23 protein-coding genes are annotated in these 24694 nt (G+C 68.8%); 17 read left to right on the top strand and 6 right to left on the bottom strand.

All coding sequences use genetic code 11. The annotated features are described in order from the left end of the window. Window positions 1-26 precede the first annotated feature (26 nt). From DRV85_RS07050 to msrA, 9 genes are all read left to right on the top strand, one after another. The gene (locus DRV85_RS07050) at window positions 27-491 is read left to right on the top strand and encodes a GFA family protein (protein ID WP_113288751.1); all 465 of its coding nucleotides are present in this window, start codon (window positions 27-29) and stop codon (window positions 489-491) included. Next, the gene (gltB, locus tag DRV85_RS07045) at window positions 488-5026 is read left to right on the top strand and encodes a glutamate synthase large subunit (RefSeq protein ID WP_113288750.1); all 4539 of its coding nucleotides are present in this window, start codon (window positions 488-490) and stop codon (window positions 5024-5026) included. The genes DRV85_RS07050 and gltB overlap by 4 nt, the downstream gene beginning before the upstream one ends. Window positions 5027-5217: 191 nt before the next feature. Continuing rightward, entirely contained in the window at window positions 5218-6195 is a 978-nt protein-coding gene (locus DRV85_RS07040; protein ID WP_113288749.1) for a Hint domain-containing protein, read from the top strand. After that, the gene (locus tag DRV85_RS07035) at window positions 6192-6725 is read left to right on the top strand and encodes a toxin-activating lysine-acyltransferase (protein WP_158540120.1); all 534 of its coding nucleotides are present in this window, start codon (window positions 6192-6194) and stop codon (window positions 6723-6725) included. Before DRV85_RS07040 ends, DRV85_RS07035 begins: the two co-directional genes overlap by 4 nt. A 69-nt stretch (window positions 6726-6794) precedes the next feature. Continuing rightward, a complete protein-coding gene (mtgA, locus tag DRV85_RS07030; protein ID WP_113289194.1) occupies window positions 6795-7562 on the top strand; it encodes a monofunctional biosynthetic peptidoglycan transglycosylase in 768 nt (255 codons plus the stop codon). 58 nt (window positions 7563-7620) lie between these two features. Beyond that, entirely contained in the window at window positions 7621-8286 is a 666-nt protein-coding gene (gene fzlA / locus DRV85_RS07025; protein ID WP_113288747.1) for an FtsZ-binding protein FzlA, read from the top strand. Window positions 8287-8360: 74 nt separating this feature from the next. Further along, window positions 8361-9398 carry a tRNA epoxyqueuosine(34) reductase QueG gene (gene queG / locus DRV85_RS07020; RefSeq protein WP_113288746.1) on the top strand — a complete coding sequence of 346 codons (1038 nt, stop codon included), beginning with the start codon at window positions 8361-8363 and terminating at the stop codon, window positions 9396-9398. A gap of 53 nt (window positions 9399-9451) precedes the next feature. Continuing rightward, window positions 9452-9904 carry a peptide-methionine (R)-S-oxide reductase MsrB gene (msrB, locus tag DRV85_RS07015; RefSeq protein WP_113288745.1) on the top strand — a complete coding sequence of 151 codons (453 nt, stop codon included), beginning with the start codon at window positions 9452-9454 and terminating at the stop codon, window positions 9902-9904. Beyond that, window positions 9897-10406 (top strand): peptide-methionine (S)-S-oxide reductase MsrA, encoded by a 510-nt coding sequence (gene msrA, locus DRV85_RS07010; protein WP_113288744.1) that lies wholly within the window; start codon window positions 9897-9899, stop codon window positions 10404-10406. The genes msrB and msrA overlap by 8 nt, the downstream gene beginning before the upstream one ends. A 65-nt stretch (window positions 10407-10471) precedes the next feature. On the opposite strand, the gene DRV85_RS07005 is transcribed toward msrA, so the two are convergent. After that, the gene (locus DRV85_RS07005) at window positions 10472-11074 is read right to left on the bottom strand and encodes an outer membrane protein (protein WP_113288743.1); all 603 of its coding nucleotides are present in this window, start codon (window positions 11072-11074) and stop codon (window positions 10472-10474) included. Window positions 11075-11274: 200 nt separating this feature from the next. On the opposite strand from DRV85_RS07005, the gene DRV85_RS07000 reads away from it, so the two are divergent. After that, complete coding sequence (locus DRV85_RS07000; protein ID WP_113288742.1) at window positions 11275-12189, top strand: DMT family transporter; 915 nt, start codon at window positions 11275-11277, stop codon at window positions 12187-12189. 36 nt (window positions 12190-12225) lie between these two features. Here DRV85_RS07000 and DRV85_RS06995 read toward each other — a convergent pair whose 3' ends face one another. The 5 genes from DRV85_RS06995 to DRV85_RS06975 form a co-directional block, all read right to left on the bottom strand. Further along, the gene (locus DRV85_RS06995) at window positions 12226-13554 is read right to left on the bottom strand and encodes an NAD(P)/FAD-dependent oxidoreductase (protein ID WP_113288741.1); all 1329 of its coding nucleotides are present in this window, start codon (window positions 13552-13554) and stop codon (window positions 12226-12228) included. Next, window positions 13551-14372, bottom strand: a complete 822-nt coding sequence (locus tag DRV85_RS06990; protein ID WP_113288740.1) for an ABC transporter permease — start codon at window positions 14370-14372, stop codon at window positions 13551-13553. The genes DRV85_RS06995 and DRV85_RS06990 overlap by 4 nt, the downstream gene beginning before the upstream one ends. An 88-nt stretch (window positions 14373-14460) precedes the next feature. Then, on the bottom strand, window positions 14461-15351 hold the full coding sequence (locus tag DRV85_RS06985; RefSeq protein WP_113288739.1) for an ABC transporter permease subunit: 891 nt from the start codon (window positions 15349-15351) through the stop codon (window positions 14461-14463). A gap of 4 nt (window positions 15352-15355) precedes the next feature. Further along, window positions 15356-16504, bottom strand: a complete 1149-nt coding sequence (locus DRV85_RS06980) for an ABC transporter ATP-binding protein (RefSeq protein WP_113288738.1) — start codon at window positions 16502-16504, stop codon at window positions 15356-15358. Between the two features lie 71 nt (window positions 16505-16575). Beyond that, window positions 16576-17658 carry a polyamine ABC transporter substrate-binding protein gene (locus DRV85_RS06975; RefSeq protein WP_113288737.1) on the bottom strand — a complete coding sequence of 361 codons (1083 nt, stop codon included), beginning with the start codon at window positions 17656-17658 and terminating at the stop codon, window positions 16576-16578. Between the two features lie 138 nt (window positions 17659-17796). On the opposite strand from DRV85_RS06975, the gene DRV85_RS06970 reads away from it, so the two are divergent. The 7 genes from DRV85_RS06970 (at window position 17797) to DRV85_RS06940 (ending at window position 24691) form a co-directional block, all read left to right on the top strand. Next, a complete protein-coding gene (locus tag DRV85_RS06970; RefSeq protein WP_113288736.1) occupies window positions 17797-18486 on the top strand; it encodes a GntR family transcriptional regulator in 690 nt (229 codons plus the stop codon). A 60-nt stretch (window positions 18487-18546) separates the two neighbouring features. Further along, window positions 18547-19941, top strand: coding sequence for an aspartate aminotransferase family protein (locus DRV85_RS06965; RefSeq protein WP_113288735.1), 1395 nt, complete (start codon window positions 18547-18549; stop codon window positions 19939-19941). Between the two features lie 188 nt (window positions 19942-20129). After that, on the top strand, window positions 20130-21443 hold the full coding sequence (locus DRV85_RS06960) for a M24 family metallopeptidase (RefSeq protein WP_233495423.1): 1314 nt from the start codon (window positions 20130-20132) through the stop codon (window positions 21441-21443). Continuing rightward, complete coding sequence (argE, locus tag DRV85_RS06955) at window positions 21370-22476, top strand: acetylornithine deacetylase (protein ID WP_233495422.1); 1107 nt, start codon at window positions 21370-21372, stop codon at window positions 22474-22476. The genes DRV85_RS06960 and argE overlap by 74 nt, the downstream gene beginning before the upstream one ends. A 176-nt stretch (window positions 22477-22652) precedes the next feature. Beyond that, the gene (locus DRV85_RS06950) at window positions 22653-23579 is read left to right on the top strand and encodes a histone deacetylase family protein (RefSeq protein WP_113288733.1); all 927 of its coding nucleotides are present in this window, start codon (window positions 22653-22655) and stop codon (window positions 23577-23579) included. Further along, window positions 23576-23821, top strand: a complete 246-nt coding sequence (locus tag DRV85_RS06945; protein WP_113288732.1) for an exodeoxyribonuclease VII small subunit — start codon at window positions 23576-23578, stop codon at window positions 23819-23821. The genes DRV85_RS06950 and DRV85_RS06945 overlap by 4 nt, the downstream gene beginning before the upstream one ends. Next, window positions 23822-24691 (top strand): polyprenyl synthetase family protein, encoded by an 870-nt coding sequence (locus DRV85_RS06940; RefSeq protein WP_233495421.1) that lies wholly within the window; start codon window positions 23822-23824, stop codon window positions 24689-24691. The last annotated feature ends 3 nt before the right edge of the window (window positions 24692-24694 follow it).

Below are 24694 nucleotides of genomic sequence, written 5' to 3'. Positions count from 1 at the left end.
AAGGCCATCCAGCAGGGAGCGGCGCGATGCGCGCGACGGTCGGAGACAGAACGGCGAAGTGCCTCTGCGGCGCGGTGCGCCTGACGCTGCGGGACATGCCGCGCGATTACGGCGCCTGCCACTGCGAGATGTGCCGCCGCTGGGCCGGCTCGGCCTTCGTCGCCGTGAACATCCCGTCCGAGCGCGTCGAGATCGCGGGTGCCGAGAGCGTCGCCCGCATCCAGTCGTCGGAGTGGGCCGAGCGCGCCTGGTGCGCGCGCTGCGGCTCGGGTCTGTGGTATCGTGTCACCGCGCCGGGCACCGCCGGTTACGGCGACCACGAGATCCCGATCGGGCTGCTGGACGACCCCAACGGGCTGGCGTTCCGCAACGAGATCTTCGTGGACTGCCGGCCCGACTCGCTGACCTTCGAAGGGACGGACGCGCGCGAGACGCTGACCCGCGCCGAGACCTTCGCGAAATATGCCCCCACAGAGGAGGGACACCAATGACCGAGCACGTCACCGACTGGGCCGCCGCCGAAGCAGCGAAGCGCCGCCGCGTCGCCGAAGCGGGCCTCTACCGCGAGGAGTTCGAGCACGCCTCCTGCGGCGTGGGCCTCGTCGTCTCGGTGGACGGCACGCCCTCGCGCAAGGTCGTCGAGCACGGGATCGACGCGCTCAAGGCGGTCTGGCACCGCGGCGCGGTGGACGCCGACGGCAAGACCGGCGACGGCGCCGGCATCCACGTGCAGATCCCCGTGCCCTTCTTCTACGACCAGATCCGCCGCACCGGCCACGAGCCCCGGGAGGATCAGCTGATCGCCGTGGGCCAGGTCTTTCTGCCGCGCACCGACTTCGGCGCGCAGGAGACCTGCCGCACCATCGTGGAGTCCGAGGTGCTCCGCATGGGACACTACATCTACGGCTGGCGCCACGTGCCGGTCGATGTCTCGGTGCTCGGCGAGAAGGCCAACGCCACCCGCCCCGAGATCGAGCAGATCATCATCTCGAACGCGACGGGCGTGGACGAGGAGCAGTTCGAGCGCGAGCTCTACGTGATCCGCCGCCGCATCGAGAAGGCCGCGCTCGCGGCGCAGGTGCCGGGGCTTTACATCGCGTCGCTGTCCTGCCGGTCGATCATCTACAAGGGCATGATGCTGGCCGAGCAGGTGGCCGAGTTCTTTCCCGATCTGAAGGACGAGCGCTTCAAGTCCGCCTTCGCGATCTACCATCAGCGCTATTCGACCAACACCTTCCCGCAATGGTGGCTGGCGCAGCCCTTCCGCATGCTCGCGCACAACGGCGAGATCAACACGCTGAAGGGCAACATGAACTGGATGAAGAGCCATGAGATCCGCATGGCGTCCAACACCTTCGGGGAGATGGCGGAGGACATCAAGCCGATCGTGCCCAACGGCTCGTCGGACTCCGCGGCGCTCGACGCGGTCTTCGAGGTGCTCGTGCGCGCGGGGCGCAACGCGCCGATGGCCAAGACCATGCTGGTGCCCGAGTCCTGGTCGCAGGCCCGCATCGAGCTGCCGAAACCCTGGCGCGACATGTATGCCTATTGCAATGCGGTGATGGAGCCCTGGGACGGCCCCGCCGCGCTCGCCATGACGGACGGCCGCTGGGTCTGCGCCGGGCTCGACCGCAACGGGCTGCGTCCGATGCGCTACGTCGTCACCGGCGACGGGCTGGTGATCGCGGGCTCGGAGGCGGGGATGGTCCCCACCGACGAGAGCACCGTGCGCGAGAAGGGCGCGCTCGGCCCCGGCCAGATGCTGGCCGTGGACATGGTCGAGGGCAAGCTCTTTCACGACACCGAGATCAAGGACAAGCTCGCTGCAGCCCAGCCCTTCGGCGAATGGGTCGGCAAGATCAACGAGCTCGACGAGGCGCTGGCCAGCCTCGACGAACGTCCGCTCTTTGCGGGCGACGATCTCAGGCGCCGGCAGATCGCCGCCGGCTACACGGTCGAGGAGCTGGAGCAGATCCTCGCACCGATGGCCGAGGACGGCAAGGAAAGCGTGGCGTCGATGGGCGACGACACGCCGCCGGCGGTGTTGTCGAAGAAGTATCGCCCGCTCAGCCACTACTTCCGGCAGAACTTCAGCCAGGTGACGAACCCGCCGATCGACAGCTTGCGGGAATACCGGGTGATGAGCCTGAAGACCCGGTTCGGCAACCTCAAGAACGTGCTCGACGAGAGTAGCGCACAGACCGAGATCCTCGTGCTCGACAGCCCATTCGTGGCGAACGCGCAGTTCGACGAAATGAAGCGCCATTTCAACGCCGAGATGGTGGAGATCGACTGCACCTTCCCGGTCGGGGCGGGCGAGGGCGCGCTGCGCAAGGGCCTCGCGCGCATCCGGTCCGAGGCGGAGGATGCCGTGCGCTCGGGCGCGGGGCACCTCGTGCTGACGGACCACCATTCCGGCGCGGAGAAGGTGGCGATGCCGATGATCCTCGCCACCTCTGCCGTGCACAGCCACCTCACCCGGCAGGGGCTGCGCACCTTCTGCTCGCTTAACGTGCGCTCGGCCGAGTGCATCGACCCGCATTACTTCGCGGTGCTGATCGGCGCGGGCGCGACCACGGTCAATGCCTATCTGGCCGAGGACAGCCTCGCCGAGCGGATCGAGCGCGGACTGCTCGAAGGGCCGCTCACCGAGGCCGTCGCACGCTATCGCAAGGCGATCGACCAGGGCCTGCTCAAGATCATGTCGAAGATGGGGATCAGCGTGATCTCCAGCTATCGCGGCGGCCTGAACTTCGAGGCGGTGGGACTCTCGCGCGCGATGTGCGCGGAGTATTTCCCCGGCCTCATCAGCCGCATATCGGGCATCGGCGTCAGCGGCATCCAGCGCAAGGCCGAAGAGGTGCACGCGCAGGGCTGGAAGACGGGCGGCAACGTCCTGCCCATCGGCGGCTTCTACAAGATGCGCAAGTCGGGCGAGACCCACGCCTGGGGCGCGCAGACGATGCACATGATGCAGATGGCCTGCAACAAGGGCTCCTACGAAGTCTGGAAGCAGTATTCGGCTGCGATGAAGGCGCAGCCGCCGATTCATCTGCGCGATTTGCTGGACATGAAGCCGCTGGGCAAGCCCGTTCCGCTGGAAGAGGTCGAGAGCATCACCTCGATCCGCAAGCGCTTCGTGACGCCGGGCATGAGCCTCGGCGCGCTCTCGCCCGAGGCGCACAAGACCCTCAATGTCGCGATGAACCGGATCGGCGCGAAGTCGGACTCCGGCGAGGGGGGCGAGGATCCGGCGCATTTCACGCCGGAGCCCAACGGCGACAACCCGTCGGCCAAGATCAAGCAGGTGGCCTCTGGCCGCTTCGGCGTGACGGCCGAATACCTCAACCACTGCGAGGAGCTCGAGATCAAGGTCGCTCAAGGAGCGAAGCCCGGCGAGGGCGGCCAGCTTCCGGGCATGAAGGTCACGAAGCTGATCGCGCGGCTGCGGCATTCGACGCCGGGGGTGACGCTGATCTCGCCGCCGCCGCACCACGACATCTACTCGATCGAGGATCTGGCGCAGCTGATCTACGACCTCAAGCAGATCAACCCGCGCGCCAAGGTCACGGTGAAGCTGGTGGCAAGCTCGGGCGTCGGCACCATCGCGGCCGGCGTGGCCAAGGCCAAGGCCGACGTGATCCTGATCTCGGGCCACAACGGCGGGACGGGGGCCTCGCCCGCGACCTCGATCAAGTATGCGGGCCTGCCGTGGGAAATGGGCCTGACCGAGGCGCATCAGGTGCTGGCGATGAACAACCTGCGCGAGCGGGTGACGCTCAGGACCGACGGCGGCCTGCGCACCGGCCGCGACATCGTCATGGCCGCGATGATGGGGGCCGAGGAATACGGCATCGGCACCGCCGCGCTCATCGCCATGGGCTGCATCATGGTCCGCCAGTGCCAGTCCAACACCTGCCCCGTCGGCGTCTGCACGCAGGACGAGTCCCTGCGCGAGAAGTTCACCGGCACCGCCGACAAGGTGGTGAACCTCATCACCTTCTATGCTCAGGAGGTCCGCGAGGTTCTGGCCGGGATCGGCGCCCGCAGCCTCGACGAGGTGATCGGACGGGCGGATCTGCTGGCGCAGGTGAGCCGCGGCAGCGCGCATCTGGACGATCTGGACCTCAACCCGCTCCTGCTGACGGTCGATGGCGCGCAGGACATCCGCTACGACCGGAACAAGCCGCGTCAGCCTGTGGACGACACGCTCGACGCCGAGATCGTGCGCGATGCCGAACGCTTCCTCGAGGATGGGGAAAAGATGCAGCTCTCCTATGCCGTACAGAATACGCACCGCACGGTGGGCACAAGGGTCTCGAGCCACATCGTGCGCCGCTTCGGGATGCGCAACGCGCTGCAGCCCGATCACCTGACGGTCAAGCTGCGCGGCAGCGCGGGGCAGTCGCTCGGCGCCTTCGCCGCGCCGGGGCTCAAGCTCGAGGTCTCGGGCGACGCCAACGACTACGTGGGCAAGGGCCTCTCGGGCGGCACCATCGTCGTGCGCCCGCCGATGGAAAGCCCGCTCACCGCCGCCGACAACACGATCATCGGCAACACCGTGCTCTACGGCGCGACCGCGGGCTATCTCTTCGCCGCGGGCCGCGCGGGCGAGCGCTTCGCCGTGCGGAACTCGGGCGCGCATGTGGTGGTCGAGGGCTGCGGCTCGAACGGCTGCGAGTACATGACCGGAGGCGTCGCGGTGCTGCTGGGCGAGATCGGGGCGAACTTCGGCGCCGGCATGACGGGCGGGATGGCCTACCTCTACGACCCCGAGGGCCGCGCGCCGCAGTTGATCAACATGGAAAGCCTCGTGACCTGCCCCGTGACGGTCGAGCACTGGGAGGCGCAACTCAAGGGCCTGATCGAGCGGCACCTAGCCGAGACCGGCTCGCGCCGTGCGGCGGACATCCTGCAGCATTGGGATACCGAGCGCGGCAACTTCCTCCAGGTCTGCCCGAAGGAGATGCTGGACAAGATCGACCACCCCCTCGGGCTCGAGGAATCGGCAATCCCGGCGGAGTGACCCCATTCACGGGCGGCGGCGAAAGTCGCCGCCCGATGCACGCGAGGCCCGGCCGCGGCCATGCGGGCGGCCCTGTGTTGGGTTTATCCAAAATTCGCCACATTCTCCTGTTTTGATGCGCCCCGATAAACGATCGGGAAGGGTGCCTGCGCCTACTTCCTGATGAGGGGCAGCGATCGGGCGACGGCCTAATGGGCTACAACATCAGCGAGACGACGGGCGCGGTCGGCGGCGGCACCGCGGGGCTCGACACCTGGACCTTCACGGTGGATTTCTCCACCGGTGGCGCGACCACGGTCAGCGGCGATTTCGACGAGGTGCCGATCGGCGGAGGTCCGCCCTCGGAGGCGGACGGCGGCTACAGCTTCGGGGCGCTCAACACCAATGCCTTCGGCAGCCTGAACACGGACACGACGACAGGCGAATTCACCTTCACGATCGACAAGCAGGCCTTCTTCGCCTCGGGCTCGGACCAGACGATCGAATTCACCGTCACCGGCACCGACAGCGATGGAAGCGATACCGACACCGTCTTCATCAACCTTCTGCTGTGCGTGGCGCGCGGCACCCGGATCGCGACGCCCGAGGGGGCCGTCCCGGTCGAGACGCTCGAGGTGGGTGATTCCGTGACGACGCTGAACGACCAGGTGCGGCAGATCCGCTGGATCGGTCGCCGCCGGCTGGGCCCCGCGGAACTCGCGGCACATCCAAACCTTCGGCCGGTCCGGATCGGGCGCGGCGCCTTCGGGCCGGACCTTCCGGAGCGTGACCTGCGGGTTTCGCCGCAACACCGGGTGCTCGTGTGCGGCTGGCGGGCCGAACTGCTGTTCGGCGAGGCGGAGGTTCTCGTGCCCGCGCGGGCGCTCGCCGGAGACGGTGCGATCCGCATCGATCACGCATGCCGCGAGGCGGAGTATTTCCACCTCCTCTTCGACGCGCACGAGATCATCCTGACCGAGGGACTGCCGACCGAGAGCTTCCATCCGGGTCGGCACGCCCTGGCCGCGATGGATCCCGGCGCGCGCGACGAACTGATCCACCTCTTCCCCGAATTCGGCACCGCGGCCGGGTTGCCCGAGACTGCCCGCCCTGCCCTGCGCCCGTGGGAGGGCCGGCTCGTTGCCTCCGGCGCGGAGCGCCGCAGCAACAGCGCCGGGGCGCGGGCATGACGCCGCTGACCGACAGCGCGGGCCGCCCCCTGCCCGAGATCGAGACGCCGGACGCCGAGCGCCTGCGCATCTACGGCGACATGATGTTTCTCGCGCTCCGCAGCGCGCGCCACGCGCGGATGCCCGTCGCCGACCTGCGCAGCTACCTCGAGGTGCCGATCCTGACCGGACAGTTCCGCATCTTCCGTTTCGACGGCATCCCACGCGGGATGTTCACCTGGGCGCTGCTGGACACGAACGCGCAGGAGAAGCTCGTGACGGGCCGGCCCCTCGCGCCCCAGGACTGGAACAGCGGAACGGCGCTGTGGATCATCGACATGATCGGCCCCTATCGCGGCGTGACACGGGGGATGGTCCGCTGGATCATGCAGCGGGGCAATTTCGCCAAGCGCGATTTCCACTTCCGGCGCGTGGGTGCCGGGAACGAGACGCGGCGCATCGTCCATGTCGACTTCGACGCGCCGCGGCTGTCGCGCGTGTTCACCGAGGCGGGCTTTCTGGAGCGCCTGCATGGCGGTCACGGCGGATAGCATGAGCGGCGCCGCACCGTCGGTGCGGGGATGGCCGGGCAGGCCGGCTCTGCTATGACGGGGGCCAGCATGGCCCGCCGCAATCCCGCCAGCTCGCCGAAGTCTGTCGAAAACGCCGCGCCGCCGCGCCGCGGCGGGTTCTTCCGTGCCGTGGGGCGGATACCGGGGCTGCTCTGGCGCGGCGTCACCCGCGCGCTGGTCTGGCTCGCCGCGCTCGTGCTCTTCGCGATCCTCGCCTACCGGCTCTTCGACCCGCCGATCACGCCCTACATGGCCTCGGAAAGCCGCCGCCTCGGCGGCGTGGCGCACGACTGGGTGCCGCTCGAGCGGATCGCGCCCGTCATGGCCCGCTCTGCGGTTGCGGCGGAGGACGCGAATTTCTGTCGCCACTGGGGTTTCGACCTGGAAGCGATCCGCGCGGCGCTCGAGGACGGATCGCGCCGCGGCGCCTCCACCATCACGCAGCAGGTGGTCAAGAACGTCTATCTCTGGCACGGGCGCAGCTGGAGCAGGAAGGCCATCGAGGCCGGCCTCACCCCCCTGGTCGAAGCCGCCTGGCCCAAGCGCCGGATTCTCGAGGTCTATCTCAACGTGGCCGAGTTCGGCGAGGGCGTCTTCGGGGTCGAGGCCGCTGCGCGGCACCACTTCGGGGTCGCGGCGGCCGAGCTCACGGCCGTTCAGGCCGCCCGCCTCGCCGCGGTTCTCCCCTCGCCCAAGACACGCTCCGCCGCGGAACCCTCGGCCTTCGTCCGGCGCCGGGCGGCGGGGATCATGGACGGGGCGGCGACGATCGCCCGCGACGGGCGCGCGGCGTGCTTTCGCGCTGCCGAGGATTGAAAAACCAGCCCCGTCAGGGCAAGTCTGGCCCACCCCAGGCATCGGAGTCCGCCCAGGAATGGCACGCCTCTATCACGTTCCGCTCTCGCCCTTCTGCCGCAAGGTCCGGCTGACGCTGGCCGAGAAACGGATCGAGGTCGAACTCGTCGAGGAGCGCTACTGGGAGGGCGACCCGGATTTCCTGCGCCGCAACCCGGCCGGCAAGGTGCCGGTGCTCAAGATCGACGGCATGACGCTCGCCGAGAGCGCGGCGATCTGCGAATACCTCGACGAGGCCTATCCCGATCCGCCCCTCATGCCGAAGAGCCCGGCCGCGCGCTGCGAGGTGCGCCGGCTCGTCGGATGGTTCGACGACACCTTCCACGACGAGGTCACCTCGAAGCTGCTCTACGAGCGGGTGAACAAGAAGGTGATGAAGCAGGGCTACCCGGACAGCCGGAACGTCAAGTACGGCGCCCAGCGGATCAAGTTCCACCTCGACTACATGCACGGCCTGCTCGATCAGCGCCGCTGGCTCGCCGGGGACACGATGACCCTCGCCGATTTCGCGGCGGCCGCGCATCTGTCGGCGCTCGACTATATCTCGGACGTGGACTGGCACCGCTCGGAGGTCGTCAAGGACTGGTATGCCAAGATCAAGTCGCGCCCGGCCTTCCGCGGGATCCTGTCCGACCAGGTGCCGGGGTTCCCGCCGCCCGCCCATTACGCGGACCTCGATTTCTGACGCGGGCCGGGGGGCGCTGCCCCCCGTCGGCCTGCGGCCGACTCCCCCCGGGATATTTGGACCCAAGAAGAAGCATGGGACGCGAGCTGAAGGATCGGTTGATCGAGGAGGCCCGCGCGGCCGGCTTCGACGCGGTGGGCGTCTGCCGGCCCGACGCGGTGCCCGAGCTGCCCGCGCGGCTGCGCGCGTTTCTGGAGGCCGGCTATCACGGTCAGATGGGCTGGATGGCGGAGCGCGAGGCCTGGCGGGCCGATCCGGCGACGCTCTGGCCGGAGGCGCGCTCGGTCGTGATGCTGGCGATGAGCTACACGCCGGAAAGCGACCCCTTGGCGACGCTGTCGCAGCCCGAGGTGGGCACGATCAGCGTCTACGCGCGCGGGGGCGACTATCACGACGTGATCAAGAAGCGGCTCAAGCGCGTGGCGCGTTGGCTGATCGGGGCGGCGGGCGGCGAGGTGAAGGTCTTCGTCGATACCGCGCCGGTGATGGAGAAGCCCCTGGCGCAGGCGGCGGGACTGGGCTGGCAGGGCAAACATACCAACCTGCTCTCGCGGGAGCTGGGCAACTGGATCTTCCTGGGCGCGATCTTCACCACGCTGGAACTGGCGCCGGATGCGCCGGGCGAGGCGCACTGCGGGAGTTGCCGCAAGTGCCTCGACATCTGTCCCACAGACGCCTTTCCGGCGCCGTTTCAGCTGGATGCGCGGCGGTGCATTTCCTACCTGACGATCGAGCACGCGGGGCCGGTGGACGAGGCGCTGCGGCCGCTCCTGGGCAACCGGATCTACGGCTGCGACGACTGCCTCGCCGTCTGCCCCTGGAACAAGTTCGCGGTCGAGGCGCGGGAGGCGAAGCTTGCCGCTCGGGAAGAACTCGGGGCGCCGCCTCTTGCGGAGCTCGCGCGGCTCGACGACGCGGGCTTTCGCGCGATGTTTTCCGGCAGCCCGATCAAGCGCATCGGGCGCGACCGTTTCGTGCGCAACGTGCTCTACGCCATCGGCAACTCCGGGCGGGCGGAACTGCGGCCGGTGGCGGCGGAGTTGACGGGCGACCCCGATCCGGCGGTCGCCGACGCCGCGCGCTGGGCGGTCCGGCGGCTGCAGGGGGTTTGATTTTCGCTCGGGCGTGCCATCTTTGGGGCGAGGATCGACCGGAAGGAACGCGCATGAGCAAGTGGGAAAAGCGGCCCGAGGCGGTGGCCGCGCTGGACGAACAGCAATACTACGTGACGCAGCAGAACGGGACGGAGCCGCCCGGCACAGGCGCGCTCCTGCACAACAAGGCGCCGGGGATCTATGTCGACGTGGTCTCGGGCGAGCCGCTTTTCGCCTCGGTGGACAAATACGACAGCGGCTCGGGCTGGCCGAGTTTCGTGCGGCCGATCGAGCCCGCGCATCTGCGCGAGATCGAGGACCGCAGCCTTGGCATGCTGCGCACCGAGGTCCGCTCGGCGCATGGCGACAGTCATCTGGGCCACGTCTTTCCGGACGGGCCGCGCGACCAAGGGGGCCTGCGCTACTGCATCAACTCCGCGGCGCTCCGCTTCGTCCACCGCGACGACATGGAGGCCGAGGGCTATGGCGACTATCTGACATTCGTGGAGACCGAACATGGCTGAGGAACGCGCAGTCCTGGCAGGCGGCTGCTTCTGGGGGATGCAGGATCTGATCCGGAAGCTGCCGGGCGTAATCCGCACGCGGGTGGGCTACACCGGCGGCGACGTGCCCAATGCCACCTATCGCAACCACGGCACCCATGCCGAGGGGATCGAGATCATCTTCGATCCCGACCAGATCAGCTATCGGCGTATTCTGGAATACTTCTTCCAGATCCACGACCCCACCACGAAGAACCGGCAGGGCAACGACATCGGCATGTCCTACCGTTCGGCGATCTACTATGTGGACGACGAGCAGCGGCGCGTGGCGGAAGACACGATCGCGGATGTCGAGGCCTCGGGCCTCTGGCCGGGGCCTGTGGTGACCGAGGTCGAACCGGTGGGCGACTTCTGGGAGGCGGAGCCCGAGCATCAGGATTACCTGCAGCGCTTCCCGGGCGGCTATACCTGCCATTTCCCGCGCAAGAACTGGGTGCTGCCGCGGCGCGCCGCGGCGGAGTGACCGACTGAACGACGAAGGGCCGGAGCGATGCTCCGGCCCTTTTGTTCTCGAGCGATGCGGCCGCCTCAGAAGCGGAAGGTACCGCGCACCTGGAGCGTGGTCGCGTTCACATCGACGCCGGAGCCGTCGAAATCCTCGAACTCGTGCCAGAGCGCCTCGGCACCGACCGAGAAGCTGTCGCTGACCATCTGCTCGTAGCCGCCGCCCAGGAAGTAGCCTGTGTCGGTGCCCAGTGCACCGGCATCGGCCTGCGCCGCGCCGCCGGTGGCATAGAGCAGCCCGCTCTGGCCGAGCTTGGCGCCGGCGCGCAGCTTGGCGCGCGCCACGTTCTCGAGCGTCGCGGCGCCGCCGACGTCGACATCGGCGAAATCATAGTCGAGGGCGCCGCCGACGACGTAGTTGCCGAAATCGTAGTCATAGCCCAGTGTCAGGCCGCCGATGGCGCCGTCGCCCTCGAGCCCGCCGTCCGCCTCGACATCCGCGAAGCCAAGTTGCGCGCCGCCGTAGAACCCGGTCCAGTCGACTGAGGGTGCAGGCGCCGGTGCCGCAACCACCGGCTCGCTCGGGGCCGGCTCGGGGCTGCCGGCCAACGCGGCCGCCGGGCTCAGTACGGCGGCCAGCGCGATTGCACTCACGATGCGCGTGGTCTTGTCGCTGTTGCCTCTCATTTCTCTGCCTCTCGCTTATTCCGCAGCGCGGCTGGATGCCGCGACTACGAATGCAAGTAGCAAGCCGGCCCTCCGGTTTCATCCGTCACGCACGAGACCGTGACCGGCATCGGCCGAACGCCGCCGTTCGATCGGCAATGCCCCGCCGGTTGCACTTTCACGCAGGCGGCGCGAATGTCGCGCCCGGCAAGGAGAGGTGCATGCAGCCGGGTCTCGGGATCGCGCTCAAACTGGTGTCGGTCCTTCTCTTCATCGTCATGGCGTCCCTCATCAAGGCCACGTCGGACCACGTGCCGCCGGGCCAGGCGGTGTTCTTCCGGTCGCTCTTCGCGCTACCGGTCATCGTGGTCTGGCTCGCGCTGCGCGGCGATCTGAAGACCGGCTTTCGTGTCGAGAGCCGCATGGCCCATGCCTGGCGCGGACTGATCGGCACCTCGGCGATGGGCTGCGGCTTCGCGGCGCTTGGCCTCCTGCCGCTGCCGGAGGTCACGGCGATCGGCTATGCCGCCCCGCTGCTCACCGTGATCTTCGCCGCCCTGATGCTGGGCGAGCGGCTGCGGCTGTTCCGGCTGACGGCGGTGGGAATCGGCCTCGCCGGGGTGCTGGTCATTCTCTGGCCGCGGCTCTCGCCCGGCGATCTGACGGATCTGGCATTGCTGGGCGCGGGGCTCGCCCTCGCCTCGGCCGCGCTGCGCGCGCTCGCGCAGATCCAGATCCGCCGCATGGTCCAGACCGAGGAGACCTCGGCCATCGTGTTCTACTTCTCGCTCTCGGCCACGGGGTTTTCGCTGCTCACCCTGCCCTTCGGCTGGGTCGTGCCGGCTCTGTGGGAGTCGGCCCTGCTGATCGCGGCGGGGCTCATTGGCGGGATCGCGCAGATCTTTCTGACCTCCGCCTACCGCTTCTCGGACGCCTCGGTGCTGGCGCCCTTCGATTACGCCTCGATGCTCTTCGCGCTGGCGATCGGCTATTTCGTCTTCGCCGAGATTCCCACGGGGCCGATGCTGGGCGGCGCCGCGCTCATCATCCTCGCGGGCGTGGTGATTGTCTGGCGCGAGCGGCAGATCGGGCTCGCGCGCGGCCGGGCGCGGCCGGGGCTCACGCCGCACGGCTGAACCGCCCGCTCATCGGCCCGTGCCGGGCCTCTTCGCTCAGCGGTCGGCCCAGGCGCGGAGCGCATAGGCAGGCACAAGCGCCGCGCGGCGGAACCGGCCGAAGGGGAAGCGGCCCGGCGCGTCGCGCATGGCTGCGGGGTAGATCGTCTCGGGCGCGCGGTCGCGGACCAGATCCGCGAGCAGCCGCCCCGCGTAGCTGCCCATCGAGACGCCGTTGCCATGGTAGCCGAAGCCCGCGAAGAGGCCCGGTACCCCGGGCACCGCGCCCACGAAGGGCGTGAGCGGGCGCGTGAGGCAGACCAGTCCGGACCACAGCCAGGGAGTCTCGACCTGCGCCCAAGCCGGGAACATCCCCTCGAAGTCGGCGCGGATCTTCGCCTGGAGCGCACGGCGCTCGCGGGGCGTGTCGAAAATGCCGCCGCGCATGCCGAAGAGAAAGCGGTTGTCGGGCATCAGACGGAAATAGTGCAGCAGGTTCCTCGTGTCGTAGGCCATCTGCCCGCTGGTCCAGCCGGCGGCCTGAAGCTCGTCGCCGCTCAGCGGGCGGGTCACGATGACGTTCGACGCCACCGGCATGGTCCGCGCGCGCATCCAGCGCGGGATATCCTCGGCCGAATAGCCGTTCGTGGCGACGATCACGCGGCGCGCGCGCAGCGTGGCCTCGGGCAGGACGAGGCGCCAGCCATCGCCGTCACGCTCCAGCCTCCGTACCGGCGCGGGTGCATGGAGGCGGGCGCCGGCGGCCTCGGCTGCGCGCGCCAGGCCCGCGGCATACTTGCGCGGGTTCAGCGCGAAGCCCAGGGGTATGGTGAGCGCGCCGTGGAACGGGCCGGCCATCCCCTCGGCGGCAAGCTCGGAAGCGGGCGTCAGGCGCGGCTCCACGCCGTAATCCTCCGCGGCGCGCTCCGCGTCGCGCTGCATCGCCTCCCAGTCCGACGCGCGGTGGGCGAGCAGCGTTTCGCCCTCCGAGTGGCGATCAACCTCCAGGTCGAGGCGTCCGATCAGCCGGTCGACGAACTCCACGGCCGCGCGCTCCGTCGCCCGCCACGCGCGCCGCCCGTGCTCGCCATGGCGGCGTGCGAGGGTGGCGTCGTCGGCCTTGGCTCCGCCAAGACAGCAGAAGCCGCCGTTGCGCCCCGACGCGCCCCAGAACGGCGCCTCCGCCTCGCAGAGCGCAACGTCTTCGCCTGCCTCGGCCAGGTGCAGCGCGGCGGAGAGTCCGGTGAAGCCGCCGCCAATCACCGCGATGTCGACGGTGAGCGCCCCCTCGGGCCGCGGCCAGACCGGCGTCTCGACGGTCTCCGCCCACCAGCAGCGCGCGACAGGCTCCGGCCCGTAGGTATAGGGCAGGCCGATCCGCCTCATGCCGGGGCGCGGACCGCCTCGCGCTCTTCGGCCGCCTGGCGCACCGCGGCGCGCTTGGAGACCAGCGAGGCGGTGATCACACCCGCCGCCACGATGGCGATCAGGATGGTCGAGAGCGCGTTGATCTCGGGGCTCACGCCGAGCCGGATCGAGGAGAAGATCTTGATCGGCAGCGTGGTGGCCGACGGCCCGGCGGTGAAGCTCGCGATCACCAGGTCGTCCAGCGAGAGGGTGAAGGCCAGAAGCCAGCCGGAGATCACTGCCGGCAGGATGATCGGCAGCGTGACCAGACGGAACGCCTCGAAGGGCGAGCAGCCGAGATCGAGCGCGGCCTCCTCCAGCGAGCGGTCGAAGCTCACCAGCCGCGAAGAGACGACCACCGAGACGTAGCACATCGAGAAGGTCGTATGCGCGAGAATGATCGTCAGAATCCCGCGGTCGAGCCCGATGTTGATGAACAGCAGCAGCAGCGACAGGCCGGTGATGACTTCGGGCATGACGAGCGGCGCGTAGATCATGCCGGAAAACAGCGTGCGCCCCCAGAACCGCCCGGCGCGCACCATGACATGCGCCGCCATCGTGCCCAGCACGGTGGCGATGGTGGAGGAGGCGACCGCGACCTGCAGCGTGACCCAGGCCGCGTCGAGGAAGGCCTCGTCGCGCAGCAACTCGCCATACCAGCGGGTCGAGAAGCCTGCCCAGACCGTCACCAGCTTGGACGCGTTGAAGCTGTAGACGATCAGGATGATCATCGGCAGGTAGAGGAAGGCGAAGCCGAGCGTGAGCGAGGTCGCGTTGAACCAGGAGAAGCGTTTCATGCAACGCGCCTCCGCGAAGAATCTTCGATCGAAAAGCCTTCGAACCGATCAGCTCCGAAAGATTTTCGGCGAAAATCTCTCTCCGCGCTCATCCCTCGGCCTCCCGCTGCTTCTGTTCGTTGCGCTGGAAGAGCACGATGGGGATGACGAGGATCAGAAGGAGAACCGTCGCCACCGCCGAGGCCACGGGCCAGTCCCGGTTGTTGAAGAATTCCTCCCAAAGCACCTTGCCGATCATCAGCGTCTCGGATCCGCCCAGGAGCGAGGGGATCACGAATTCGCCGATCGCCGGGATGAAGACCAGGAAGCAGCCCGCGATGATGCCGGTCTTCGACAACGGCACGGTGACGAGCCAGAAGGCCGAGATGCGCGAACAGCCCAGATCCTCGGCCGCCTCGAGCAGCGAGTCGTCCATCTTCTCCAGCGTCGCGTATATGGGCAGGATCATGAAGGGCAGGTAGGTGTAGACGATCCCGATATAGACCGCGATGTTGGTGTTCAGGATCGTGAGCGGCGCGTCGATGAGCCCGAGCCCCATCAGGAACTGGTTGAGATAGCCCTCGCCCGACAGGATGCCGATCCACGAATAGACGCGGATCAGGAAGCTGGTCCAGAAGGGCAGGATCACCAGCATCAGGAGGGTCGGCCGCCATTCGGGCGCCGCGCGCGCCATGCCGTAGGCGATGGGATAGCCCACCAGTAGCGCGAGAAAGGTCGAGACGGCGGCGATCCAGACCGAGGAGAGATAGGCCTTCCAGTAGAGGTCGTCGGTCGTGAGGAAGACGAAGTTCTCGAAATCGAGCGCCGCGAAGAAGTCGCGCACACCCTGCCAGCCTTGGGAGAGATCGAAGGTGGGCGTGTAGGGCGGGATCGAGAGCGCATAGTCCGACAGCGCGATCTTCAGCACGATCAGGAAGGGGATCAGGAAGAGCGCGAGGAGCCAGGCGTAGGGCATCGCGATCAGGGCGAAGCGGCGCATGGGCTCAGTCCTCCAGCAGCACGCCGGCCGTCGCGGTCCAGCTCAGCCAGACCTCGTCCTCCCAGGTGAAGGCGCGGCGGGCGATGCGTCGGGTGTTGGCGGTCTGGGCCTTGACGACATGGCCTGTCGGCAGCTCGACGTGGTAGGTCGAGATGTTGCCGAGATAGGCGATGTCCAGAACCTTGCCCCTGACCGCGTTGGCGGCGTCTTCCGGCCGGTCCTGCGTGATGGCGATCTTTTCCGGCCGAATCGCGAACCAGGCCTTCTGCCCGGTCTCGAAGCGGCGCCGCGTGGTGCCGCGGATCGGCGGCTGCCCTTCGGCCCAGGCGACGTTCACGCGGCCCTCGCCGTCGTCCGGCACCGGCGTGGCGCGGCCCTCGATGATGTTCACGTCGCCGATGAAGTCGGCGACATAGACCGATGCGGGGCTTTCGTAGATCACGTCGGGTGTGGCGACCTGGATGATCCTGCCCTCGTCCATGACGGCGACGCGGCTGGCCACGGTCATCGCCTCTTCCTGGTCGTGGGTGACGATGACGAAGGTGGTGCCCGTCTTCTCCTGAATGTCCATCAGCTCGAACTGGGTGTCCTGGCGCAGCTTCTTGTCCAGCGCGCCCAGCGGCTCGTCGAGCAGCAGCAGTTTCGGCGCCTTGGCGAGGCTGCGCGCCAGCGCCACCCGCTGGCGCTGGCCGCCCGAGATCTGATGCGGCTTGCGTCGGGCGAACTTTTCCAGCCGCGTCAGCCGCAGCATCTCGTCCACGCGCTGGGCGATGCGGTCCTTCTCCATCCGGTCGCGCTTGAGCCCGAAGGCGATGTTCTCCCAGACGCTGAGATGCGGGAAGAGCGCGTAGGACTGAAACATCATGTTCACCGCCCGCTTGTTGGGCGGCACCGGCGCGATGTCCTGCCCGTCGAGCAGGATGGTGCCCTCGGTGGGCGCCTCGAAGCCTGCGAGCATCCGCATCAGCGTGGTCTTGCCGCAGCCCGAGGGGCCGAGCAGCGCGAAGAACTCGCGCCGGAAGATGCTGAGCGAGACGTCGTCGATCGCGGTGAAATCGCCGAACCGCTTGGTCACGCCGCGGAATTCGATCAGCGGCTTCTCGTTCGGATCCTCCCAGGGGGCGAAGACCTGCTGCGGCGAAGGCTGCGCCATCGGCGGACTCCCGGTTCAGGGCAGGGAAAGGCCCGCGCGCGGTCGCGCGCGGGCCGGTGGGCGCGGGCCGCTCAGGTGCCCGACTTTATGCGGGTCCAGAGCCGCGTGACCGTGCGCTGCACGCGCGCCGGATAGGGCGTCGTCGTGTAGAGGTTCTCCAGCGTCTCCTCGTCCGGATAGATCGCCGGATTGTTCAGCACTTCCTCGTCCAGAAGCTCCTGCGAATCGATGTTGCCGTTGGCGTACCAGACGTAGTTCGACGCCTGCGCGATGTTCTCCGGCTCAAGCATGAAGTTGATGAAGGCATGCGCGCCCTCGGGGTTGGGCGCGTCGGCCGGGATCGCCATCTGGTCGAACCACATCAGCGCCCCTTCCTTCGGCGGGTAGTAGGCGATGTTCACGCCGTTTTCCGCCTCCTCGGCGCGCCAGCCCGCCTGCAGCACGTCGCCGGACCAGCCGAAGGCCACGCAGATGTCGCCGTTGGCGAGCGCGTTGATGTATTCGGAGCTGTGGAACTTCTGCACGTAGGGCCGGATCGGCATCAGCACGTCGGCCGTCTTCTCGATCACCTCCGGGTCATGGCTGTCGGGATCCTCGCCGATATAGGCGAGCGCGGCGGGGATGAGCTCGGAGGGCGCATCGAGGAAATGCACGCCGCACTCGGCCAGCTTTTCCATGTTCTCCGGCTCGAAGATCAGCGAGAGCGAGTTCATCGGCGCGTCCTCGCCGAGCGCCGCCTTCACCTCGTCCACGTTCACGCCGATGCCGGTCGTGCCCCACATGTAGTTGACGGAATACTCGTGGCCGGGATCGTAGGTCTCGGTCCGGTCACGGATCACCCCCCAGAGATGCTCGGCGTTGGGCAGCTGCTCGTAGTCGAGCTTCTGGAAGGCGCCGGCCTGAATCTGGCGCGCCAGGAAGGTGCCCGAGGGCACGACCACGTCGTAGCCCGAGCCGCCGGCGAGCATCTTGGTCTCCAGAAGTTCGTTGGAATCGAAGACGTCGTAGATCAGGTCGTAGCCCGTCTCTTCCTCGAATTTCTCGAGAAGCGCCTCGTCGATGTAGTCGGACCAGTTGTAGACGCGCACCTCCTGCGCGGCGGCGGCCCCTGCGCCGAGCGCGATCGCGGTCGTCGTCAGGATCATCTTCTTCATGTCGGTCTCCCGTTGGATCGGTCGTCTGGGCCGGTTGCCCCAGCTTGGCGTATTTGATCAAATACCGGACGACCCGGCCATGTCGAGATGTTTTCACGCAGGCTGGTGCGGCGCAAGCGGCGACGGAGGCGGGAACCCATGCAAGAGGCGCAGTTGCGCGCGACGGCGGCAGACGGCGCCGCCCTGCCCGCGCATGAGCAGGTCTATCGCGCGCTGCGCGACCGCATCCTCTTCGGAGAGATGGCCCCGGGCGAGCCGGTCACGATTCAGGGCCTCGTCGCCGCCACCGGGGCCGGCATGACGCCCGTGCGCGAGGCGATCCGCCGCCTGATCGCCGAGGGCGCGCTCCTCGCCCATGGCAACCGGCGCGTCTCGGTTCCCGTTCTGGGCGCGACCGACGTGGAGGAACTCCTCTTCGCCCGCCTCGCGCTGGAGCCCGAACTGGCGCGGCGCGCGACGCTGAAGGCGGATCGCGCGGATCGAGACCGTCTCGCTGCCGAGGACGCGGCACTCGACGCGGCCATCGCGCGGGGCGACGTGTCGGGCTACCTGCGGCGCAATCACGGCTTCCACTCCCTGCTCTACGCGACCGCGGCTGCCCCGGTTCTGGAAAGCCTCGCCGCCGGGCTCTGGCTGCGTTTCGGCCCCTCCATGCGCGTGGTCTGCGGACGCGCGGGCACCGGCCGGATGCCCGACCGGCACAAGGAGCTTCTGGCCGCCCTGGCGGAGGGAAACCCCGACGCCGCGGCCGAGGCGATGCGCCGCGATGTCGGCGACGGCATGGCGCTGCTGCGCGAGGCGCCGGGCGATTCGATTGACAGCGCATAATTTGATCATATTCTCGCAGCGATACCTTCGCGCGATCTGCTCCAACCGAAAGGCAGCGTTTTGAACAAGATCACGAATCATATGCCCACGGCCGAGCTGCAGCGTCTCGACGCCGCGCACCACCTGCATCCCTTCACCGATCACGGCGCGCTACGCGAGAAGGGGGTGCGCGTCATCACCGGGGCCGAGGGCGTCTGGCTGAAGGACAGCGAGGGGCACCGCATCCTCGACGGCATGGCGGGCCTGTGGTGCGTCAACGTGGGCTACGGCCGGGACGAACTGGCCGAAGCCGCCTATCGCCAGATGAAGGAGCTGCCTTACTACAACACCTTCTTCCAGACGACGCATGTGCCCGCCATCGCGCTTTCGGCAAAGATCGCGGAACTGGCGCCGGGCCACCTGAACCACGTCTTCTTCGCCTCCTCGGGGTCCGAGGCGAACGACACCAACATCCGGCTCGTGCGGCACTACTGGGCGCAGAAGGGGCAACCCGAGCGTCAGGTCATCGTGGCGCGCAAGAACGGCTATCACGGCTCGTCGATGGGCAGCGCGAGCCTCGGCGGCATGGCGGCGATGCATTCGCAGGGCGGGCTGCCGATCCCGGGCATCCACCACATCGACCAGCCCTACTGGTGGGGCGAGGGTGGCGAGATGTCGCCCGAGGAATTCGGCATCGCGCGCGCCCGCCAGCTCGAGGAGGCGATCCAGCGCATCGGCCCCGACAAGGTGGGCGCCTTCATCGCCGAGCCGGTGCAGGGCGCGGGCGGCGTGATCGTGCCGCCCGAGAGCTACTGGCCCGAAATCCGGCGGATCGTGAAGGAATACGGCATCCTGCTGATCGCCGACGAGGTGATCTGCGGCTTTGGCCGCACGGGCGAATGGTTCGGTTCGCAGGGCTACGGCATCGAGCCGGACATCATGACCATCGCCAAGGGGCTGTCCTCGGGCTACCAGCCCATCGGCGGCTCGATCGTCTCCGACGAGGTGGCCGAGACCATCGCGAAGGACGAGTTCTTCCATGGCTACACCTATTCCGGCCACCCGGTCGCCTGCGCCGTGGCGCTGGAAAACCTCCGCATCCTCGAGGAGGAGAAGATCGTCGAGCGCGTGCGCGAGACGACGGCGCCCTATCTGAAGAAGAAGTGGGAGAGCCTCGCGGATCACCCGCTGGTGGGCGAGGCGACGATCCGCGGCATGATGGCCTCGATCGCGCTGACCCCGGACAAGGCCAGCCGGGCGAAATTCGCCTCGGACCCGGGGACCGTCGGCCTGATATGCCGCGAGCGAAGCTTCGCCAACGATCTGGTGATGCGGCACGTGGGCGACCGCATGGTGATCTCGCCGCCGCTGGTGATCAGCCAGGCAGAGATCGACACGCTGATCGAGCGCGCACGCATCGCGCTGGACGAGGCGATGGAAGAGATCGAGGCGCAGGGCCTGATGCAGGCGGCCTGAGCCGGCCGCAGCCCGGCGGGCCGTTCAAGCTGTGCACAACAGGCCCGCCGGCCGCCTCGAGATTGGGCGTAGCGACAAGATTTTTCGGAAGAATCCCGAAAACGGCACCCTTCATGTCGTTTTGGGACTGTCGTGATGTGCACAACCGGGCGACCATGCGTCAGTTCTCTCGCTCCCCGGAGGTGCCGATGATTCGCAAGGACCTGCCCTTCTCGCTGTCGGAATACGAGCGCCGGCTGGCGCGCACCCGCGTCGCCATGGAGGCCGCCGGCCTCGATGCGCTCGTCGTCACCGACCCGTCGAACATGGCGTGGCTCACGGGCTACGACGGCTGGTCCTTCTACGTGCATCAGGGCGTCATCGTGACCAAGGACGGCGATCCCCGATGGTGGGGGCGTGCGATGGATGCCGAGGGCGCGCTGCGCACCGTTTGGATGGCCGACGATCACGTGCACGGCTACGACGACGGCTTCGTTCAGTCGATCGAGCGCCACCCGATGCAGGATCTCGCGCTGCGGCTGGCCGAGCTGGGGCTGGAGCGCGCGCGCATCGGCGTCGAGATGGAAAACTACTACTACTCCGCCAAGGCGCACGCCGTGCTGACCGAAGCGCTGCCGCATGCCCGGTTCGACGATGCCACCGCGCTCGTCAACTGGCAGCGCTCGGTGAAATCCGACGAGGAACTCGTCTTCATGCGCCGCGCCGCGCGCATCTCGGAGGCGATCATCGACGGCCTGGTGGAGCGCACGGCCGCCGGCGTGCCCAAGAACGAGGTGGTGGCCGAGGCCTGGCGCGACGCCATCCTGGGCGCGGACGGCCACTGGGGCGATTACCCGGCCATCGTGCCCATGCTGCCCTCGGGCGCCGACGCCGCCGCGCCGCACCTCACGTGGGACGGGCGCGAATTCGCCGGCGGCGAGGCCACCTTCTTCGAGATCGCGGGCTGTTACCGGCGCTATCACGCCCCGCTCTGCCGGACGATCTTTCTCGGCCGGCCGCCGTCGGACATCCTGCGCGCCGAGGCCGCGCTCGTCGCGGGGCTCGAGGCGGGCCTCGACGCGGCGCGCGCCGGCAATACCGCGGGCGATGTGGCAGAGGCGATGAACCTCGCGCTGGCACGTGCGGGGATCGAGCGGAAGGGCCGCTGCGGCTACGCCATCGGGCTTTCCTACCCGCCCGACTGGGGCGAGCGCACCGTCTCGCTGCGCCCAGAGGACCGCACCGTGCTGATGCCGGGCATGACCTTCCACTTCATGCCGGGGCTCTGGATGCGCGACTGGGGGCTCGAGATCACCGAGTCGATCGTCATCCGCGAGGACGGCCCGGCGGAAACCCTTTGCAACCGGCCCCGCAAGATGTTCGTGAAAGAGCATGAGCAAGCTGTCCCGCGCCCGTTCGATATTGGCGGACCTGATCGCGTTTCCGACCGTGTCGTCGGATTCGAACCTGGAGATGATGGCCTATCTGGCGGACCGGCTGACGAGCCTCGGCGCCAGAACTGAGCTCTTCACCGACCCCTCGGGGCACAAGGCCAACCTCTTCGCCACGATAGGCCCGGAGCGGTCCGGGGGCATCGTGCTCTCGGGCCATTCCGACGTGGTGCCCGCGGTGGCGGAGGACTGGGCCAGCGATCCCTTCGAGATGGACGAGCGCGACGGCCGGCTCTACGGCCGCGGCGCCTGCGACATGAAGGGCTTCATCGCCGCGGCGCTCGCCACGGCGCCGGACTATGCCGCGCGCGATCTCGCACGGCCGGTGCATTTCGCCTTCACCTACGACGAGGAGGTGGGCTGCCTCGGCGCCCGTGCGCTGGTGAAGGAACTGGCCCGGCGCGAGCACCGGCCGGCGATGGCGATCATCGGCGAACCCACGCTCATGCATCTCGTCGAGGGCCACAAGGGATGCTGCGAGTACACCACGCGCTTCACCGGCGCGGCCGGGCACGGCTCGGACCCGGACCGCGGCGTGAATGCGGTGGAATACGCCGCACGCTACGTCGCGCGCCTGCTCGCGCTGCGCGACGAGTTGCGCGCCCGCGCGCCGGCCGACAGTCCCTTCGATCCGCCGTGGTCCACGATCAACGTGGGTCGCGTCGAGGGCGGAGTGGCGCATAACGTCATCGCATCCCACGCCCAGGTGGAGTGGGAGACGCGCCCGGTGCGCCCCGAGGACGGTCCCTTCGTGACCGAGACGATGCGGCGCTACGCCGAGGAACGGCTGCTGCCGGCGATGCGTGCGGTGAGCCCCGACGCCGCGATCGAGACCGAGGTGGTGGGCGAGGTCGAGGGCCTGATCCCGATGGAGGAGAACGAGGCCAGGCGTCTCGTCGCCGAACTCACCGGCGCCAACGGGGCGGAGGTCGTGGCCTTCGGCACGGAGGCGGGCCTGTTCCAGTCGCTCGGCATGTCTGCGGTGGTCTGCGGGCCCGGCAGCATCGAGCAGGCGCACAAGCCCGACGAATTCGTCGCGCTCGACCAGCTCTCGGCCTGCCTGGGCATGCTCGATCGGCTGGGCGACCGGCTGGAGGCGGCCTGACAGGCTCGGTGAGCGCGCCGCCTGCCGGAGTGGAGGTGCGTGCCGAGCACGCACCCTACGGGGGCTGGGGGTGCGTGCCGAGCACGCACCCTACCGGGGCGTGACTGCGGCGGCGCTGCTGCGCGGGCTGTCGGGGCCGGCTTGTGCGGCGGGACGGATTTGGCTTACCTGCGACCATGACCACCGCCCTTCTCACCCACTCAGACGCGCTCGGCCATGTCACGCCACCCGGCCACCCCGAGCGCGTGGCCCGGCTCGAGCATGTCCTGCACGCGCTGGAGCCGCTGGACCTGATGCGCGTGACCGCGCCGATGGCCGCCGAGGACGACCTGCTGCGCATCCATCCGCGCAGCTACATCGACATGCTGCGCGATGCGCTGCCCGAGGAGGGCTTCGCGCAGCTCGACCCGGACACCTTCCTCTCGCCCGGCTCGCTCGATGCCGCCTGGCGGGGGGCCGGCGCGGCGGTGCGCGCGGTCGATCTCGTGGCCTCCGGCGAAGCCGGCAACGCCTTCTGCGCGATGCGCCCGCCCGGCCACCATGCCGAGACCGAGACGCCCATGGGCTTCTGCCTCTTCGGCAACGCGGCGCTGGCGGCGCGCCATGCGCTCGACCATCACGGGATGGGTCGCGTGGCTGTGGTGGATTTCGACGTGCACCACGGCAACGGGACGCAGGATCTGCTGTGGGACGAGCGTCGCGCGCTCTTCGTCTCGTCGCACCAGATGCCGCTCTGGCCGGGCACCGGCGCGCGGGACGAAACCGGCGCCTACGACAACGTGATGAACGTCCCGCTCGCGCCTGGCACCGACGGCGGCCGGATGCGCGCGGTCTATCAGGAGGAGGTCTTTCCGCGCCTGCGGGCCTTCGCGCCGGAGCTCATCCTCGTCTCCGCCGGCTTCGACGCCCATGCCGACGATCCTCTCGCCAACCTCGAGTGGGAGGAAGAAGACTTCGCATGGCTTACACGGGAACTCTGCGCGCTGGCGGACGAACTTTGCGGTGGCAGGCTGGTCTCGGTGCTCGAAGGCGGATACGACCTCGCCGCGCTGGCCGCGAGCGCCAGGGCGCATGTCACGGAACTGAAGGAGGCCGCGGGATGACGGAGGCGAAGCCGGTGGAGCAGATGAGCTTCGAGGAGGCCATGCGCGAGCTCGAAACCGTCGTCACACAGCTGGAGCGCGGGGACGTCGCGCTGGAGGAGTCGATCCGGCTCTACGAGCGCGGCGCGGAACTCAAGGCCCGCTGCGAGACCAAGCTGAAGGAAGCCGAGGAGAAGGTCGCCCAGATCACCCTCGACGGGCAGGGTCAGCCCACGGGCACGACACCCGCCGGAGACCTCTGAGTGTTCCGCACGCAGCTTGCCGAGGCGGCGGAAAAGGTCGGCGCGCATCTCGCGGCTCAGCTCGCGGAGCACGGCGATCTGCCCGTCGGACAGGCGATGGCCTACGCGGCCGGCGGCGGCAAGCGGCTGCGCGGCTTTCTCGCGCTGGAGGGCGCGCGGCTCTGCGGGGTGGCTGAGCGCAACGCGCTCTGGCCCGCGGCGGCGATCGAGGCGGTGCACGCCTACAGCCTCGTGCACGACGATCTGCCCTGCATGGACGACGACGACCTGCGCCGCGGCCAGCCCACCGTGCATGTGAAGTGGGACGAGGCGACAGCGGTGCTGGCCGGCGACGCGCTACAGTCGGCCGCCTTCGAGATGCTGCTCCGCCCCGAATGCCACCCGGAGGCGGAGGTGCGCGCCGATCTGGCCCTCTCGCTCGCCCGCGCCGCGGGCGCGGCCGGCATGGTGCGCGGTCAGGCGCTCGACATCGCGGCCGAAAGCGCGGACGTGCCGCTGACGCTCGACGAGATAGAGACGCTGCAGGCGGCCAAGACCGGCGCCCTCTTCGGCTGGGCCGCCGAGGCGGGCGCGCGAATGGCGCGCGCCGACACCGCCCCGTTCCGCGATTACGCTTCGGCGCTCGGATTGGCCTTTCAGATCGCCGACGACGTGCTGGACGTCGAGGGCGACACGGCGAAGGCGGGCAAGCGCCTGCAGAAGGACGCGGAGGCGGGCAAGGCGACCTTCGTCTCGCTTCTGGGAGTGGCGGGCGCGCGGGAACGCGCCGAGGAACTCGTCGAGCGGGCCTGCGACGCCGTGGCGCCGTTCGGGGATGCCGCGGGAACCTTGAAGGCGCTGGCGCGCTTCGTTATCTCCCGCGAAAGCTGACCC

This window comes from Rhodosalinus halophilus, from assembly GCF_003298775.1.
GTDB lineage: Bacteria > Pseudomonadota > Alphaproteobacteria > Rhodobacterales > Rhodobacteraceae > Rhodosalinus > Rhodosalinus halophilus.
Note: the sequence above shows the minus strand (reverse complement) of the source record. Positions and strands in the feature narration are given on the sequence as shown.